The sequence below is a fragment of the Nocardioides sp. 503 genome, assembly GCF_004522095.1.
In the GTDB taxonomy this organism is placed as follows: domain Bacteria; phylum Actinomycetota; class Actinomycetes; order Propionibacteriales; family Nocardioidaceae; genus Nocardioides.
The window spans coordinates 56,470-72,462 of the sequence record NZ_SPUI01000006.1 but is presented as its reverse complement, the minus strand read 5'-3'; the positions used below and the strand labels follow the sequence as shown (position 1 = coordinate 72,462).

General features: G+C 71.3%; 16 protein-coding genes. 9 read left to right on the top strand and 7 right to left on the bottom strand.

Annotation, left to right across the window (positions count from 1 at the left end; genetic code table 11):
* Positions 1–28 precede the first annotated feature (28 nt).
* The 4 genes from E4622_RS17825 (at position 29) to E4622_RS17810 (ending at position 3,369) form a co-directional block, all read left to right on the top strand.
* The gene (locus E4622_RS17825) at positions 29–694 is read left to right on the top strand and encodes a hypothetical protein (RefSeq protein WP_134741604.1); all 666 of its coding nucleotides are present in this window, start codon (positions 29–31) and stop codon (positions 692–694) included.
* 49 nt (positions 695–743) lie between these two features.
* Positions 744–1,898 (top strand): acyltransferase, encoded by a 1,155-nt coding sequence (locus E4622_RS17820; protein WP_134741603.1) that lies wholly within the window; start codon positions 744–746, stop codon positions 1,896–1,898.
* Between the two features lie 40 nt (positions 1,899–1,938).
* Positions 1,939–2,541, top strand: a complete 603-nt coding sequence (locus tag E4622_RS17815) for a hypothetical protein (RefSeq protein WP_134741602.1) — start codon at positions 1,939–1,941, stop codon at positions 2,539–2,541.
* Positions 2,542–2,721: 180 nt separating this feature from the next.
* Positions 2,722–3,369, top strand: a complete 648-nt coding sequence (locus tag E4622_RS17810; RefSeq protein WP_209022009.1) for a response regulator transcription factor — start codon at positions 2,722–2,724, stop codon at positions 3,367–3,369.
* Positions 3,370–3,934: 565 nt separating this feature from the next.
* On the opposite strand, the gene E4622_RS17805 is transcribed toward E4622_RS17810, so the two are convergent.
* Genes E4622_RS17805 through E4622_RS17795 form a run of 3 tightly spaced genes read right to left on the bottom strand, consistent with a single transcriptional unit; the run spans position 3,935 to position 6,386 of the window.
* Positions 3,935–4,240, bottom strand: a complete 306-nt coding sequence (locus tag E4622_RS17805) for a hypothetical protein (RefSeq protein ID WP_134741601.1) — start codon at positions 4,238–4,240, stop codon at positions 3,935–3,937.
* Between the two features lie 44 nt (positions 4,241–4,284).
* A complete protein-coding gene (locus E4622_RS17800) occupies positions 4,285–5,385 on the bottom strand; it encodes a potassium channel family protein (protein WP_134741600.1) in 1,101 nt (366 codons plus the stop codon).
* Positions 5,386–5,420: 35 nt separating this feature from the next.
* Positions 5,421–6,386 (bottom strand): YihY/virulence factor BrkB family protein, encoded by a 966-nt coding sequence (locus tag E4622_RS17795; RefSeq protein WP_134741599.1) that lies wholly within the window; start codon positions 6,384–6,386, stop codon positions 5,421–5,423.
* 18 nt (positions 6,387–6,404) lie between these two features.
* Between E4622_RS17795 and E4622_RS17790 the strand changes: the two genes are divergently transcribed.
* On the top strand, positions 6,405–8,072 hold the full coding sequence (locus E4622_RS17790) for an acyl-CoA dehydrogenase family protein (RefSeq protein WP_134741598.1): 1,668 nt from the start codon (positions 6,405–6,407) through the stop codon (positions 8,070–8,072).
* A gap of 62 nt (positions 8,073–8,134) precedes the next feature.
* Here the strand turns inward: E4622_RS17790 and E4622_RS17785 are convergent, their stop codons facing one another.
* The gene (locus E4622_RS17785; protein ID WP_134741597.1) at positions 8,135–9,577 is read right to left on the bottom strand and encodes a glycine hydroxymethyltransferase; all 1,443 of its coding nucleotides are present in this window, start codon (positions 9,575–9,577) and stop codon (positions 8,135–8,137) included.
* A 363-nt stretch (positions 9,578–9,940) separates the two neighbouring features.
* Between E4622_RS17785 and E4622_RS17780 the strand changes: the two genes are divergently transcribed.
* The 4 genes from E4622_RS17780 (at position 9,941) to E4622_RS17770 (ending at position 13,513) form a co-directional block, all read left to right on the top strand.
* Positions 9,941–11,656 carry a nitrite/sulfite reductase gene (locus tag E4622_RS17780; protein WP_134741596.1) on the top strand — a complete coding sequence of 572 codons (1,716 nt, stop codon included), beginning with the start codon at positions 9,941–9,943 and terminating at the stop codon, positions 11,654–11,656.
* Between the two features lie 70 nt (positions 11,657–11,726).
* Entirely contained in the window at positions 11,727–11,897 is a 171-nt protein-coding gene (locus E4622_RS22890; RefSeq protein WP_167736149.1) for a hypothetical protein, read from the top strand.
* Positions 11,898–11,946: 49 nt separating this feature from the next.
* Positions 11,947–12,693: a phosphoadenylyl-sulfate reductase gene (locus E4622_RS17775; RefSeq protein WP_134741595.1), complete on the top strand. Its 747-nt coding sequence runs from the start codon at positions 11,947–11,949 to the stop codon at positions 12,691–12,693.
* 76 nt (positions 12,694–12,769) lie between these two features.
* On the top strand, positions 12,770–13,513 hold the full coding sequence (locus E4622_RS17770; RefSeq protein WP_134741594.1) for a sirohydrochlorin chelatase: 744 nt from the start codon (positions 12,770–12,772) through the stop codon (positions 13,511–13,513).
* 464 nt (positions 13,514–13,977) lie between these two features.
* Here the strand turns inward: E4622_RS17770 and E4622_RS17760 are convergent, their stop codons facing one another.
* Genes E4622_RS17760 through E4622_RS17750 form a run of 3 tightly spaced genes read right to left on the bottom strand, consistent with a single transcriptional unit; the run spans position 13,978 to position 15,973 of the window.
* Positions 13,978–14,358, bottom strand: coding sequence for a DUF3037 domain-containing protein (locus E4622_RS17760; protein ID WP_134741593.1), 381 nt, complete (start codon positions 14,356–14,358; stop codon positions 13,978–13,980).
* Positions 14,358–15,122, bottom strand: a complete 765-nt coding sequence (locus E4622_RS17755) for a HipA family kinase (protein WP_134741592.1) — start codon at positions 15,120–15,122, stop codon at positions 14,358–14,360. Before E4622_RS17755 ends, E4622_RS17760 begins: the two co-directional genes overlap by 1 nt.
* Complete coding sequence (locus tag E4622_RS17750) at positions 15,119–15,973, bottom strand: PPK2 family polyphosphate kinase (protein WP_134741591.1); 855 nt, start codon at positions 15,971–15,973, stop codon at positions 15,119–15,121. Before E4622_RS17750 ends, E4622_RS17755 begins: the two co-directional genes overlap by 4 nt.
* Positions 15,974–15,993: the final 20 nt, after the last annotated feature.

Below are 15,993 nucleotides of genomic sequence, written 5' to 3'. Positions count from 1 at the left end.
CCCCATGGCCGGCTCGTAGGTTGCTGGGATGAGACTGCCCTCGATCCCCGGACCCTCGGACGTGCGGGCGCTGCTGGAGCAGCTCGTCGCGGCCGGGCCGCGCGTGCTGCGCCTGCTCGACAACGCCGAGCGCCTCCTCGACGACGTCGGCGCCCTGATGGCCAGGATCGAGCAGACCCGGCAGCGGGCCGACGAGGTGGTGGCCGCGGCCGACGAGACCCGCGCCCGCGCCGACCACGCACTGGTCTCCTTCGAGCCGCTGTCCGACCGGGTCAGCGCGATGCTCGACGACGCCGATCCCCTGCTCGGCAAGGCAGAGCGCCTCCTGAGCCGCGCCGAGCCCCTGGTCGCTCGGATCGAGCCGCTCCTCGCGGACCTCGTCCCCCCGATGACGCAGCTGATCCCCGCGCTCGACCGGATCGTCAAGACGACCGACCCCGACGAGGTCGAGGCGATCGTGGGGCTCGTCGGACACCTCCCCACGCTCGCGGACAAGATGGAGTCCGACATCCTCCCGATGCTGGAGACGCTCAGCTCCGTGGCGCCGGACCTGCACGACCTCCTGGACGTCTCCAAGGAGCTCAACGAGATGCTCGGCAAGCTCCCCGGCCTGCGCGGGATCAAGAAGCGCGTGGAGAAGGAGCAGGAGGAGGAGCGCGAGCAGGAGGAGCGCTCGGACGAGAGCACCGCCTGACGCTTAGGGTGACCTCCTACGCCGGGCTCGGCGGGTGCGAGGGGGGCACATGGGGGACGGGCACGTCACGCACGCCGACTACCGTGCCCTGCACCGCTTCCCCGCCCTCGACGGGCTGCGCGCGATCTCGGTGGTGCTCGTGTTCACCGCCCATCCGGCGTACCCCCACGTGTGGCCGCGGCTGCACGGGCCCTCGGGCGTGACGCTGTTCTTCGTGCTGAGCGGCTTCCTGATCACCACGCTGCTGCTGCGCGAGCACGAGGGTGGCGCTCGTGGGGTGGACCTGCGCGCGTTCTACGTACGGCGGGCGTTCCGGATCTACCCGATGTACCTCGCGGTCTTCGCGCTCTACTGCGTGCTCATCCTGGGTCTGGGGATGGAGCCGGAGCGGCGCGACGCCTTCGTGGAGAACATCCCCTACTTCCTGCTGTTCTTCCCGGAGCACGCGCTGTACTTCAACGGCGACGTGCTGGTGCCGTTCGACATGGCGTGGTCGATCGGGATCGAGGAGAAGTTCTACTTCGTCTGGCCGGTCCTCGGCTTCGTGCTGCTCAAGGCCCGCGCGCTCCCCCAGGCGCTGGCCCTGACCGCGATCGCCCTGGGCTGCAGCGTCGCGGGCCACCTCGGCGGCGGGTGGGGCGTCTCCCTCGAGAGCTACACGCCGATCGCGCTCGGCTGCCTGGTCGCGACGCTGCTGCACCACCGCCCCTCCTACGAGCGGCTCGCGCTCGCCGGCCGGCCGGCGGTCCTGCTGCTCCTCACGACGGCCCTCGTGGCTCTGCAGCTGAGCACCGCGCAGGTGCTTCCCCAGGGCCGGCTCTACCCCGTCTTCAGCCTGCTCGCGGCGCTGGTCCTGGCGGGGCTCGTCACCACCAGCTCCACGCGCGCCGACTGGCTCGGCTCGCGCCCCATGGCGTACGTCGCCGCACTGTCGTACTCGCTCTACCTGCTCCACAACTTCGGGCTCAACGCCGCCGAGGCGGTGCTGCCCTCCGACTGGGGGTTCGCGGGCTCGCTGCTCTCGACCGTCGTCGGCATCGCGCTGGCGTTCGTTGCCGCACACGTGGCGCACGTGCGGTTCGAGGACCCGCTGCGCCGCTACGGCGTTCGCCTCGCGAGACGGCGGCAGGAAGCCGAGGTCGACGAGGCGACCAGGACCTTCGGAGGCGTGAAGTCGCGACGGACGGGGAAGGCCTCGGAATGACCGTCCGCTCCAGGGGACGGCCCGGAGAGACGAGGACCTGATGGAGCAGCAGCCGGTCGAGACCCGCTCGTGGGCGGTGACCAAGGACGACGTGCCACACCAGCTCGCGCTGAACGCGGAGGGGCTCACGCTGCGCGAGACCGACGGTGAGGGGTTCGTGCACTACCCGCTGAGCGAGCTGCGGGAGGCCTCGTTCCCCACGCCGATGAGCGTCGAGCTCCTCACCGACGCCGGCGTCGTCGCCCTCGCGTTCCACGCCGGCGCCGTTCAGCGCGAGCTGCGCGCGGCCCTGGAGGAGCTGGCCGTGACCGTCCGCACCCCGCCGAGTCGCACCGAGGAGCTGCTGACCACGTTCGACGACACCCCGCCACCGCGGCGCACCAAGTACGTCGACGGCTTCGGCTTCCTGACCGTGGGCCTGTGCGTACTCGTGGTCGGCGCGTTCTTCTTCCTGCTCGCCAGCAACAGCGCCGAGGGCGAGTCCGGCAGCGGCACCACGATCGGCTTCGTCTTCGCCTGGCTGGTGCTGACGCTGGGGTCGTTGCTGGCGAGCATCGGCGTGGTGGGCATCGGGGTGACCATCGGGATCCGCCGCGCCGTCGACCTGATGGGCCCGCCGTCGAGCTGGGGCCAGCGCCGCTGAGCGCGGCACCGGCGCTTCCCGGCGGCCCGCGAACTTGCCCGGTGGTCCAGACGGGTGTTTGGATCTCGAAGATCAGGGAGATCAGTCTGGGAAAACGCATCGGGCCGTGATCGACACGGCGCCAGCTCGTCGAACGAGGCAACGTCAGTGACCATTTCTTCGCGGAAGGCGGGAGGGCCCGTGCGTATCGCCATCGTCACCGACGAGGACGTCGTCTACCGCGGCCTGTCCTCCGTCGTCCAGGAGATGCGTGCGCCCTTCGAGCTCCTCGGACGGGGCGTCGACCTCGCCGTGGACCCGGGCGTCGACGTCGTGCTGTACGACGTCGCCGGGCTCACCACCGGAAGCAGCGACCAGCTGGACTGGCTCGTCAAGGAGACCCACGCCGCCGTCGTGGCGGTGGCCCGCAACCTGAGGCCCGACCTGGCCAACCAGGCGTTCGAGAAGGGCGTCGACGGCGCCATCTCGATGTCGGCCGACGCCGCCGAGATCCAGCAGGTGATCGAGTCCGCCGCCCTGGGCGACCTGGCGGGCGACCGGAACGACGACGCGCTCGACTACACCGCCAACCCCACCCAGCTCGGTGCCGGCCGGGGCCTGTCGCCGCGCGAGGTGCAGGTGCTCGGCCTGATCACGATGGGCCTCGGCAACGACGACGTGGCCCGCCGGCTCTACCTGAGCATCAACTCGGTGAAGACCTACATCCGCTCGGCCTACCGCAAGATCGAGGTGACCAACCGCAGCCAGGCGATCGCGTGGGCGGTGCAGCACGGGTTCGCGCTCGACGAGGTCCACGGCCAGCCGGGGAGCGACGAGACGTCGTCGTAGCGCCGGCGTCCCGAGCCGGTGACCCGGGGCGCGACTCCGGATGAGAGGGGTGCGTAACCCGCGGTGATCGCATACCCTCGTCGGGTTGGATCGGACGGGTCGGGTGATGCCTCACTCGCACTCTGCGTCGCAGACGACAGAGACCACCGCCCCGCCTACTCTTAAGAGGCGGAGCGGTGGTCTTCGTCTGTGAACCTACACCCCGGACGGATTACTCCGCACTCCGAACAATCACCCCCGAGGATGAGGCGCGGCTCACCCGCGTCCTACTAGGTTGACGCTGTCGGCGGTCTCGAGCGTCAGGGCTTACGCAGCCCTATCGGGAGGACTGCACCTCGAAAGAGACCGCCGACGCCATACCTGTCCCGGATCTCCCGCCGGCGAATAGCCCGTATGGGTGGAGCCGCCTGGTCACTTCGGGTCATCTCGGCGCCGATGTGAGCCAGATTGGGCTCCACCCGTTGGGGCGAGGCCGCTCGTCGGCTACCGTGGTGATCGCCGAACCGCTGGTGACCCGAGACGCCAGCGGTTCGGCTTCTCCATGCCCGCGGAGCTCCGCGCTCCCCTAGGACGGGGTCAGCAGCGCGGCAGGCACCCACTCCTCCACGAGCTGCCACGCGTCGGGCCGCAGCTGCACGACGTAGACCACCCGGCCCTCCCACCCGTCGGCGGCCTGGCGCCACTCGACGAGCAGCCCGGGGCGCTTGGCGCCGTGGCGGTCGACCGCGTCGGCGACCCAGCAGTGCCGCGCCGGGCACGGGTCGCCGAGCGAGGCGACCGGGGGTCGGGCGGGGGCGCCGGAGCGGACGCGCTCGGACAGCGGGACGCCGCTGCCCTGCTTGCTCCACCCGCCACCCATGCCACCCGCCATGGGGTCGATCGTCTCACACGATCGAACACGTGTTCGAACGGCGATCAGTTCTCCGAGGAGGCCGACTCCTCGTTGTGCGTGCCCGGCCGAGGCGCCCACGGCAGCTCCTTGGCGGGACGTACGACGATCAGCCGGTCGCCGCGGGCGAGCTGGGTGACGACCGGGTCGAAGTAGCGGTAGACCTTCTCGTCGCGGACGACCGAGATGACCTGGTCGGGCAGCTGCTGGGGCTGCTTGCCGACCTCGCTGACGAGCAGGTCACGCTCGGCGACCTCCAGCCCCTCGCCGTAGGTCAGCAGGTCCTCCATCACCGAGCCCAGCGTCGGCGAGAGCGACGAGAGCCCGAGCAGGCGCCCCACGGCGTCGGAGGAGGTGATCACCGAGTTGGCGCCGGACTGGCGCATCAGCGGGGCGTTCTCCTGCTCCTTGACCGCCGCGACGATCCAGGCGTCGGGGTTGAGCTGGCGCACCGTGAGCGCGGCCAGGACGTTGGAGTCGTCGCGGTTGGTGGTGATGATGATCTGGTCGGCCTCCGCCACTCCGGCGCGGCGCAGCACCTCACGGCGGGTGGCGTCGCCCGAGACGACCGCGAGGCCGTCGGCGTGGGCGTCGGCCAGCGCGGTGGGGCTGGGGTCGACGATGACGACGCTCTCTCGCTCCAGGCCGTTGTTGACCAGTGTCTCGACGGCGCTGCGACCCTTGGTGCCGTAGCCGACGATCACGACGTGGTGGCCCATCTTTTTCCTCCAGCGAGAGACGCGGAACATCTCCCGGCCCTGCGACGCCAGCACCTCGAGGGTGGTGCCGATCAACAGGACCAGGAAGGCGATGCGGGCGGGGGTGATGACGAACGCGTTGACGAGCCGCGCACCGTCCTTGTACGGCGCGATGTCGCCGTAGCCGGTCGTGCTCAGCGTGACGGTGGTGTAGTAGATCGAGTCGGTGAAGCTGACCGTGTTGGTCGGGTCGTTGCCGTCGACGTAGCCGTCACGGTCGAAGTAGACCAGCAGGACGGTGCCGAGCAGGATCCCGAACGCCAGCAGCAGCCGGCGGCCCAGCTCCCACCACGGCGACCGGACGACGTCGGGGAGGGAGATGCTGCCGCGGAACGCACTGCCCGCCTGATCCCCCGTCGCGTCGACCACGTGGCGAATCTAGCGGGCGCACACCGGCGAACCGGTCAGGGCCTCTCCTTCGACATGCGGTTCCTGATCCGGTGCATCAGCTCCTGGCGGGCGCTGGCGGTCCCCTTCTGGGGGAAGACGGTGTCGAACGCGGCGTTCACGGCCGCGCCGATGAGCACCGCCAGCGCCAGGATGTAGAGCCACAGCAGCACCGCGATGGGAGCGGCGAGCGGCCCGTAGATGGACTTGGAGTCGGCGGCGGTGACCGTCAGGACCCAGCGCAGCACGTAGGAGCCGACGATCCACGCGACCAGCGAGAAGGTGGCACCGGGGAGGTTGAAGCTCCAGTTGGTCCGCACCGGGACGGACACGTGGTAGAGCGTGGCGAGGAAGCAGATGCAGATCACGACGACGACCGGCCAGTAGAAGCCCATGACGAAGTCGGCGTTGTCGGGCAGCGCCTCGCGCACCAGCCTGGGGCCGGCGACGACGAGCGGGATCGAGACCGCCCCGGTGATCATGGCGAGGATGTAGAGCACGAACGACAGCGCGCGGGTGCGGATGATGCCGCGGTGGCCCCCGAGGCCGTGCATGATCGTGATGGTGTCGACGAAGACGTTGAGCGCGCGCGAGCCCGACCACAGCGCCAGCACGAAGCCCAGCGAGATCACGTCGAACCGCCCGCCGTCGAGCACCTCGTCGATCGTGGGCACGACGATCCGGTTGACCGCGCTGTCGGTCAGGAACGACGACGACAGGTCGATCACCGCCTGCCGGACGTCCTCCACCTGGGCGGCGGTGAACCGCTCCGAGACGTAGCCGATGGCGCCGGCGAGCGCGAAGACCAGCGGCGGCACCGACAGGACCGCGAAGAACGCCGCCTCGGCCGCCAGACCGGTCACCCGGTAGCGCAGGCAGGCGCTGACGGTGGTGACCACGAGGCGCCAGAAGGTGTCGAGGAAGCGGCGCGCGGGAGCCCACGTCCGCCCGGACGAGGCGGTCTCCCGGGTCTCCGCCACCATGCCGCTTACGGTAGTCGCATGGCACTCCCGGACTCGCCAACCCCGACGCGGCGTGAGGTGCGCGTCACCACCAACCAGGCGCCCCCGCTGGTCGGCCACAACGTGGTCACGGCCGACGCCGCGCTCAGCGAGGCGGTGGTGCGGCACGCGGGCCAGGAGGTCCTGGACGACCTGGCTGCGCTGGGAGCCGAGGCCGGCGCCGCCGAGGCCCGCGAGCACGGTCAGCTGGCCAACGAGCACCACCCGGTGCTCACGCCGTACGACCGCTACGGCAACCGCATCGACGAGGTCACCTTCCACCCCTCGTGGCACTGGCTGATGGAGCGCGCCGTCGGGCACGGCCTCGCCGCCACCCCCTGGGAGCAGCAGGAGGCCGGGAGCCCGCACGCCCACGTGCGCCGGGCCGCCGGCTTCATGGCGTGGTCGCACACCGAGCCCGGCCACGGGTGCCCCATCTCGATGACGTACGCCGCCGTGCCGGCCCTGCGCGCGGACGACGCGGTCGCCAAGGAGTGGACCCCGCTGCTCGCGTCGACCACCTACGACCCGGGCCTGCGGCCGGCCGCGCAGAAGCGCGGGGCGCTGGTGGGCATGGGCATGACCGAGAAGCAGGGCGGCTCCGACGTGCGCGCCAACGTCACGGTCGCGAGGCCGACGTCGGTGGACGGCGAGTACACGCTGCACGGCCACAAGTGGTTCACCTCGGCGCCGATGAACGACATGTTCCTGGTGCTCGCGCAGACCGAGGGCGGGGTGACCTGCTTCGTGCTGCCGCGCGTGCTCCCCGACGGCACCCGCAACCAGCTCGACGTGGTCCGCCTCAAGGACAAGCTCGGCAACCGCTCCAACGCCTCCTCGGAGCTGGAGTTCGACGGCACCCTCGCGCACCGGCTCGGTGACGAGGGACGCGGGGTGCGCACGATCATCGAGATGGTCGCCGCGACCCGGCTCGACTGCGTGCTGGGGTCGGCGTCACTGATGCGGCGCGCGGTGTCGGAGGCGTCGTGGCACGCCGCGCACCGCTCCGCCTTCGGGTCGCTGCTGGTCGACAAGCCGCTGATGCAGAACGTCCTGGCCGACCTGGCCGTCGAGTCGGAGGCAGCGACGGCGCTGGCGCTGCGGCTGGCGTCGGCCGTCGACCGGCGCCACGATCCCCACGAGGCGGCGCTGCGGCGCATCGCCCTGCCGCTGGCGAAGTTCTGGGTCTGCAAGCGCACGCCCGCCCACGTGGCGGAGGCGCTGGAGTGCCTGGGCGGCAACGGCTACGTGGAGGAGTCGGTGATGCCGCTGCTCTACCGCGAGGCGCCGCTCAACTCGGTGTGGGAGGGCTCGGGCAACGTCAACGCGCTCGACGTGCTGCGCGCCCTCGGCCGCGAGCCGGAGGTGCTGGCCGCCTGGATCACCGAGGTCGGCCTGGCCCGCGGGGCCGACGCCCGCCTCGACCGGGCCGTCGACGACACGCTGGCGATGCTCGGGGACACCGCCGGGCTCGAGGTGGCCGCGCGCCGCCTCGCCGCCCGCATGGCGCTGTGCCTCCAGGGCTCGCTGCTGGTGCGCCACGGCTCGCCCGAGGTGGCCGACGTCTTCTGCGCCTCACGCCTCGGCTCGTCGTACGACGGGGTCTACGGCGCCCTCGACGGCGGCGACCTGCGCACGATCGTCGACCGCACGCTGCCGGTCGTCTGAGGTCGCTCGTCCGTCACGGGGTTTCGAGACGGTTGCTGCGCAACCTCCTCAACCCCCGGGGGTCAGGACAGCTCGAGGCCGGGGTAGAGCGGGTGCTTGTCGAGCATCTCGGCGGACGCGTCCTTGACCTTGTCCGCGACGCCGTCGGCCAGGACGTAGGAGGCCTTGGACGGGCCACCGGCCTTGGTGGTCCCGGGCTGGGTGTTCTGGAGGACGTGGACGATCAGCTCCGCGACCCGGTCGAACTCGTCGTGGCCGAAGCCGCGAGTGGTCAGGGCGGGGGTGCCGAGGCGGATGCCGGAGGTGTACCAGGCGCCGTTGGGGTCGGCCGGGACGGAGTTGCGGTTGGTGACGACGCCCGCGTCGAGCAGCGCCGACTCGGCCTGGCGGCCCGTGAGGCCGAAGCGCGAGACGTCGAGCAGGACCAGGTGGTTGTCGGTGCCGCCGGTGACCAGGTCGCCGTCGCGCTTGAGGAAGCCCTCGGCCAGCGACTTGGAGTTGTCGGCGACCTGCTGGGCATAGGTCTGGAACGACGGCTGGCGGGCCTCGGCCAGGGCGACCGCCTTGGCGGCCATCACGTGCGACAGCGGGCCGCCGAGCACCATCGGGCAGCCGCGGTCGACGGAGGGTGCGTACTCCGCCGTCGCCAGCACCATGCCGCCGCGCGGGCCGCGCAGGCTCTTGTGGGTCGTGGTCGTGACGACGTGGGCGTGGGGCACGGGGTCCTCGTCGCCGGTGAACACCTTGCCGGCCACGAGCCCGGCGAAGTGGGCCATGTCGACCATGAGCGTGGCGCCGACCTCGTCGGCGATCTCGCGCATCTTGGCGAAGTCGACCCGGCGCGGGTAGGCGGAGTAGCCGGCGACCAGGATCAGCGGCTTGAACTCGCGGGCCTTGGCGCGCAGCGCGTCGTAGTCGAGCAGCCCGGTCTCGGGGTCGGTGCCGTACTGCTGCTGGTGGAACATCTTGCCGCTGATGTTGGGGCGGAAGCCGTGGGTGAGGTGACCGCCGGCGTCCAGGCTCATGCCGAGCAGGCGCTGGTTGCCGAGCTCCTTGCGCAGCGACTCCCAGTCGGCGTCGGTGAGCTCGTTGACGTTCTTGGACCCGGCCTTCTCCAGCCAGGGGCCCTCGACCCGGTGGGCCAGGATCGACCAGAAGGCGACCAGGTTGGCGTCGATGCCGGAGTGGGGCTGGGCGTAGGCGTACTCGGCGCCGAACAGCTCGCGGGCGTGCTCGGCGGCGAGCGTCTCGACGGTGTCGACGTTCTGGCAGCCGGCGTAGAAGCGGTGGCCGACGGTGCCCTCGGCGTACTTGTCGCTGAACCAGGTGCCCATGGTGAGCAGCACCGCCGGCGAGGCGTAGTTCTCGCTGGCGATCAGCTTGAGGGAGCCGCGCTGGTCGGCGAGCTCCTGGCGGGTGGCCTCCGCGATGCGGGGCTCGACCGAGGCGATCACCTCGAGGGCTTGGGAGTAGGCGCTGCTGGTGAGGGCGTCGATGTCGGCCATGTCCGCAGCCTAGTGACGTGCACCGACCGCGCCCAACCAGCGTGGCCACGCCGATGCGAGGGCCTGGATGTGACGTGGGTCGCACTACCGGCGGGTACAGGCGGAGAGCGCCTCCACGCGTATCGAATGGTGGACAGGCTGTCCACATCATGGGATTTCAGCTTGTGAGAAGGCCGTCCGCACCGTGAGACTGCTTGACATGATCAGCGCCGAGACGCACGCCTACCTCGTGGTACGCCGCCACGTGGACTTCGGGCGCACGCGCAGCGCGATGTGTCGGCCCCGCTGAACGACGCCACCCCGATCATCCCGCGCCCCTGCTGAGCAGGTGCCGCGCGGCACTCAGCGAAGGACCAGCTCCTCATGCCCGACCAGCGCTTCCAGGCCCAGCCCCCGGCCCACACCGACGTCCCCCGCCCCAAGCGGGCGGAGGGCCAGTGGGCGTTCGGCTACACCGAGCCGCTGAACAAGAACGAGCAGTCCAAGAAGGACGACGACCCGCTCCACGTCCGCGCCCGGATCATCAACATCTACTCCAAGCGCGGCTTCGCCTCCATCGACCCCGCCGACCTGCGCGGCCGCTTCCGGTGGATGGGCCTCTACACGCAGCGGGCGCCCGGCTTCGACGGCGGCAAGACCGCGACCCTCGGCGAGGAGGAGCTCGACGACGAGTACTTCATGCTGCGGGTGCGCTCCGACGGCCGGCTGCTGAACGCCGAGGCCGTGCGGACCCTGGGTCAGATCGGCGTCGACTTCGCGCGCGACACCGCCGACGTCACCGACCGCGAGAACATCCAGTACCACTGGATCCGCGTCGAGGACGTCCCCGAGATCTGGGACCGGCTCGACGCTGCCGGCCTGAGCAGCCTCGAGGCGTGCGGCGACTCGCCCCGCCCCTTCCTCGGCTCCCCCGTCGCCGGCGTCTCCACCGACGAGATCATCGACGGCACCCCGGCGCTCGAGGAGATCCACCGCCGGTTCATCGGCAACCCCGACTTCTCCAACTTCCCGCGCAAGTTCAAGACCGCCGTGACCGGCCACCCCGGCCACGACGTGTGCCCCGAGACCAACGACGTCTCCTTCGTCGGCACCGTCCACCCCGAGCTCGGCCCCGGCTTCGACCTGTGGGTGGGGGGCGGGTTGTCGACCAACCCGATGCTGGCCGCCAAGCTCGGCGTGTGGATCCCCCTCGACGAGGTGGCCGACGCCTGGGCCGGCGTGGCCGGCATCTTCCGCGACTACGGCTACCGCCGGCTGCGCTCGCGGGCGCGGCTGAAGTTCCTGGTGGCCGACTGGGGCGTCGAGAAGTTCCGCGAGGTGCTGGAGAAGGAGTACCTCGGGCGTGAGCTGGTCTCCACCCCCTCGCCGCCGACCCCGGTGGGCCACCGCGACCACATCGGTGTGCACCCCCAGAAGGACGGCAAGTTCTACGTCGGCATCGCGCCGACGGTCGGTCGGGTGTCCGGCTCGCTGCTGGTGCGGCTGTCGGAGCTGATCGAGGAGTTCGGCGTGGCCGGCGCCCGCCTCACGCCGTACCAGAAGATCGTGCTGATCGGCGTCGACCAGGACAAGGTCGAGGCACTGGTGAGCCGGCTGGACGAGATCGGGCTGAGCGCGCGGCCGTCCAACTGGCGCCGCAACACGATGGCCTGCACCGGCATCGAGTTCTGCAAGCTGGCGATCGTCGACACCAAGGAGCGCGCCCGCCTGCTCGTGGGCGAGCTCGAGAAGCGCTTCCCCGACCTCGACACCCCGATCACCGTCAACGTCAACGGCTGCCCCAACGCCTGCGCCCGCACCCAGGTCGCCGACATCGGGCTCAAGGGCCAGCTCGTGATGTCCGACGGCGAGCAGGTCGAGGGCTTCCAGGTGCACCTCGGCGGCGCCACCGGGCTGGAGGCCAACTTCGGTCGCAAGCTGCGCGCCCACAAGGTGACGAGCGCGGGGCTGGACGACTACATCACCGTCGTCGTCGGCAACTTCCTGGCCGACCGCACCGACGGCGAGCGCTTCGCGACCTGGGTCGCGCGCGCCGAGGAGGAATTGCTCCGGGGCGAGAAGGCGTTGAGTCCCCTATGAACTCACCCCACGAAGTTCTCGTCCTCCTCCGCTTCGCTCCCCCGTCCGACAACGTCGTGGGGACCCCGAGATGAGCAACGAGCGTGCCGTGCCGTTCCACTGCCCCTACTGCGCCGACGACAACCTGTGGCCGCACGAGTCGGACGACTCCTCGGTCAAGGGCGCGTGGGAGTGCCGGTCGTGCCAGCGGGCCTTCACGGTCAAGATGCTCGGCATGCTGCGCCGGGAGGTGAAGGCATGAGCACCCCAACGAACCACTCGCTGGGCTCCTGCTTCGCCGGGGACCCCGCATGACGACCGCCACCACCGCCGCCGCGCGCGCCAACCGCGGCTCGTTCACCGCCGGCCGCTCCCCCGAGGAGCTGCGCGAGCTGGTGTCCCACTGGGGCGCCGAGCTCGAGCTGGCCCCTGCCGAGCACATCATCGAGTGGGCCGCCGCCACCTTCGGCGAGCGGTTCTGCATCACCTCCTCGATGGGCGACGCCGTGCTCGCCGACCTGGCCGCCAAGACCGTCCCGGGCGTCGACGTGGTCTTCCTCGACACCGGCTACCACTTCGTCGAGACCATCGGCACCCGCGACGCCGTGCAGGCCACGCTCGACGTCAACCTGCTCACGATCACCCCCGTGCAGTCGGTGGCCGAGCAGGACGCCCAGTACGGCAAGGACCTCTACAAGACCGACCCCGACCTGTGCTGCGCCCTGCGCAAGGTCAAGCCCCTGGCCGAGTCGCTGGCGTCGTACGACGCGTGGGCGACGGGCCTGCGCCGCGCCGAGACCCACAACCGCGTGATCGCGCCGGTCATCGGCTGGGACGCCAAGAAGGGCAAGGTCAAGGTCTCCCCGCTCGCGCGGTGGAGCGACGAGCAGGTCGAGCGCTACATCGCCGAGAACGGCGTGCTGGTCAACCCGCTCGTCTACGACGGCTACCCCTCGATCGGCTGCGCGCCCTGCACCCGGCGCGTCGCCCCCGGCGAGGACGCCCGCAGCGGGCGCTGGGCCGGCACCAACAAGACCGAGTGCGGGATCCACTCATGAACGACTCCCGGTCCCACGTCCTCGACAGTGCCGTCGAGCTCTCCGCACCACCCGCTCACGAGAGGAGGCCGCGCTGATGGCTGCTCCTGCACTGGTGGCCCTGGCTCACGGAAGTCGTGACCCGCGGTCGACCAAGACCATCACCGCCCTGGTCGCCGAGGTCAAGGCCATGCGCCCCGACCTGCGCGTCGAGAAGGCGTTCCTGGACCTCGCCAAGCCCGGCTTCCAGACCGTCGTCGACCGCTTGGTGAAGGCCGGTCACGACGAGATCGTCGTCGTGCCCCTGCTGCTCAGCGAGGCCCTCCACGGCGCCGTCGACGTGCCCGAGGCCGTCGCCGAGGCGACCAGCCGGCACCCCGGCCTGCAGGTCCGCGTGACCTCGATCCTCGGCCTGGAGGCCTGCTTCCTCGAGGTGCTCGACGAGCGCCTGCGCGAGGCGCTGCGCAGCTCCCGGGTGCGCGAGCTCGACGCCCTCGTCCTGGCCGCGGCCGGCTCCACCGACCCGCTCGCCAACCAGGCCGTCGCCCGGCTCGCCCGCCTGTGGGGCACGCACCACAAGCTGCCCGTCAGCGCGGCGTACGCCGCCAGCGCCCCGCCGGCCACCGGCGAGGCCGTGCGTGCCTTCCGCGCCGAGGGCCGGCGCCACATCGCGGTCGCGTCGCTCTTCCTCGCGCCCGGCGTCCTCGTCGACCGGGCCGCCGAGCTCGCCCTCGAGGCCGGCGCCGTCGCCGTCTCCGAGCCGCTCGGCGCCCACCCCGAGGTCGCCCGCACGATCCTGGCCCGCTACGCCGTCGGCGCCGTGGAGCTCGTGCCTGTCTGACGGTTCCGACCCCGTTGGTTGAGGAGGTTGCGCTAGCAACCGTCTCGAAACCTCCGGGCGGCGCACCCGCGCACAAAGGCCGCCGCACGGGGTTTCGAGACAGGCGCTAGCGCACCTTCCTCAACCCCCGGAGGGCCCGGTGGTTGAGGAGGTTGCGCCAGCAACCGTCTCGAAACCTTCGGGTGGCGTATGACCTGCTTGCCAGGAACGGCAGCGTGTCGAAAGCACCCGCCATCAACGCCTCACGCTTGCGCCGGCTCCATCCCTGGACCTGCTTCTCGAATTCGAGCCAGGCGCTAGCGCGCCTTCCTCAACCCCCGGAGGCTCGGTGGTTGAGGAGGTTGCGCCAGCAACCGTCTCGAAACCTCCGGGCGGCGCACCCGCGCACAAAGGCAGCCGCACGGGGTTTCGAGACAGGCACTAGCGCGCCTTCCTCAACCCCCGGACCCCGCGCCCCTCGTCCGTCAGCCGACGAGCTGGGTGAGCAGGCGCTCGAGCTGGCGGGGCGGGTCGGTGGTGACGCCGCCGTGGACGGGGCCGGGCTGCAGGACGGTGCTCTTGGGTGCCTTGAGGAAGCCGAAGCGCTGGCCGCGCGGCTGGAGGGCCGCCGCTCCCCCGCGCGGGTCGCCGGCGCAGATGGCGTCGACGTAGGCGAGGGCGTCGCAGACCTGGTCGACGTCGAGCCGGGGGTCGAGCGCCCGGAGCCGCTCGCGGTCGGCGTTCCACGCCGCGGCCAGGTAGTCGGCCGACTGGCAGTAGACGACCACCCCGACGTTGAGGAACTCCTCGCGCTCCACGCGGGGCACGCAGCGCAGGACGACGTACTGGTAGGCCAGGCGCGACATCAGCCGGCCACCGTCGGGAGCCACTGGCGGGTGCCGAGGCGCGCGGTGAGGAAGGCGACGTAGGCCGCCCGCAGGGCCTCGGGGCTCTCGGCGCCGGGCACCGGCTCCAGCCAGGCGTCGGGCACCTGGGCGACCACCTCGGTCAGCACCTGGGGCGTGACCAGCGCGCTGAGCCGCTCGTCGGTGCCGCTGAGGTCGCGCACCTGCGCGAGCAGCACGTGGTCGGTGGGGTCCCACGGCTGGGCGGCGAAGCGCGCGGGGTCGGTGACCCCGCCGGACCAGGCGTGGTGGAAGTAGAGCGAGGCGCCGTGGTCGATGACCCACAGGTTGCCGTGCCAGACCAGCAGGTTGGGGTTGCGCCACGAGCGGTCGACGTTGGCGCAGAAGGCGTCGAGCCACACGACCGCCGCGGCGTCCTCGGCGCCTGCCGGGAGCTCGCCGTCGTAGCCGAACGAGCCGGGCAGGAAGTCCACCCCGAGGTTGAGGCCGGGGCTGGCGTTGAGCAGGTCCTGGACCTCCTCGTCGGCCTCGTAGCGGGCGATGGCGGGGTCCAGGTCGAGCGCGACCAGCCGCGGGGTGTCCAGGCCGATGCGGCGCGCCAGCTCGCCGACGACCACCTCGGCGACCAGGACCCGCACCCCCTGCCCGGCGCCGCGGAACTTGCAGACGTAGGTGCCGAGGTCGTCGGCCTCCACGATCCCGGGCAGGCTGCCGCCCTCGCGCAGCGGCGTGATGTAGCGCGTCACGGAGACGGTCGGGATCACGTCACCAGCACCTCGTTGACGAGGCGGGCGCGCTGCTCCTCCACGTCGAAGTCGGCGGCCGGCCAGGTCGGCGCCATCTGCAGCAGCCGCTCGTGCAGCAGGCGCGCGATCGTGAGGTTGCGGAACCACTTGCGGTCGCTCGGCACGACGTGCCACGGCGCGAGCTCGGTGTTGGTGCGCTCCAGCGCCACCTCGTAGGCGTCCTGGTAGGCCGCCCAGTGGGCGCGCTCGTCGACGTCGCCGGGGTTGAACTTCCAGTACTTCGCCGGGTTGTCCAGCCGGGCCAGCAGCCGGGCCTTCTGCTCGGCGGCGGAGATGTGCAGCATGACCTTGAGGACGACCGTGCCGCCGGCGACCAGCTCCTGCTCGAACTCGTTGATGGCGCCGTAGCGGCGCTCGATCTCGTCGGCGTCGGCCAGCTCGTGCACGCGCCCGATCAGGACGTCCTCGTAGTGGGAGCGGTCGAAGACCCCGATGTGGCCGGGCTCGGGCAGCCGCTTGCGGATGCGCCACAGGAAGTCGTGGCTCAGCTCGGTCTTGGTGGGCGCCTTGAACGCCGTGATCTGCACTCCCTGCGGGTCCACCAGCCCGACGGTGTGGCGCAGGACGCCGCCCTTGCCGGAGGTGTCCATCCCCTGGAGGACGAGCAGGATGCGCCGCGGGGAGCCGGTGGTCCGCTCGGCGAAGAGCCGCTCCTGCACGTCGGCCAGCTCGGGGCCGAGAGCTGCCAGGGCCGCCTCGCCCTCCTCCTTGGTGCCGTCGAAGCCGGGCTTGCCGTCGGCGGGGATGTCGGCGAGCGAGACGGGACCGGGAGGGAGCCGCACGAGGGGCTCGACGGTGGCGAGGGTCATGGGAGCACTATTCCAGTACG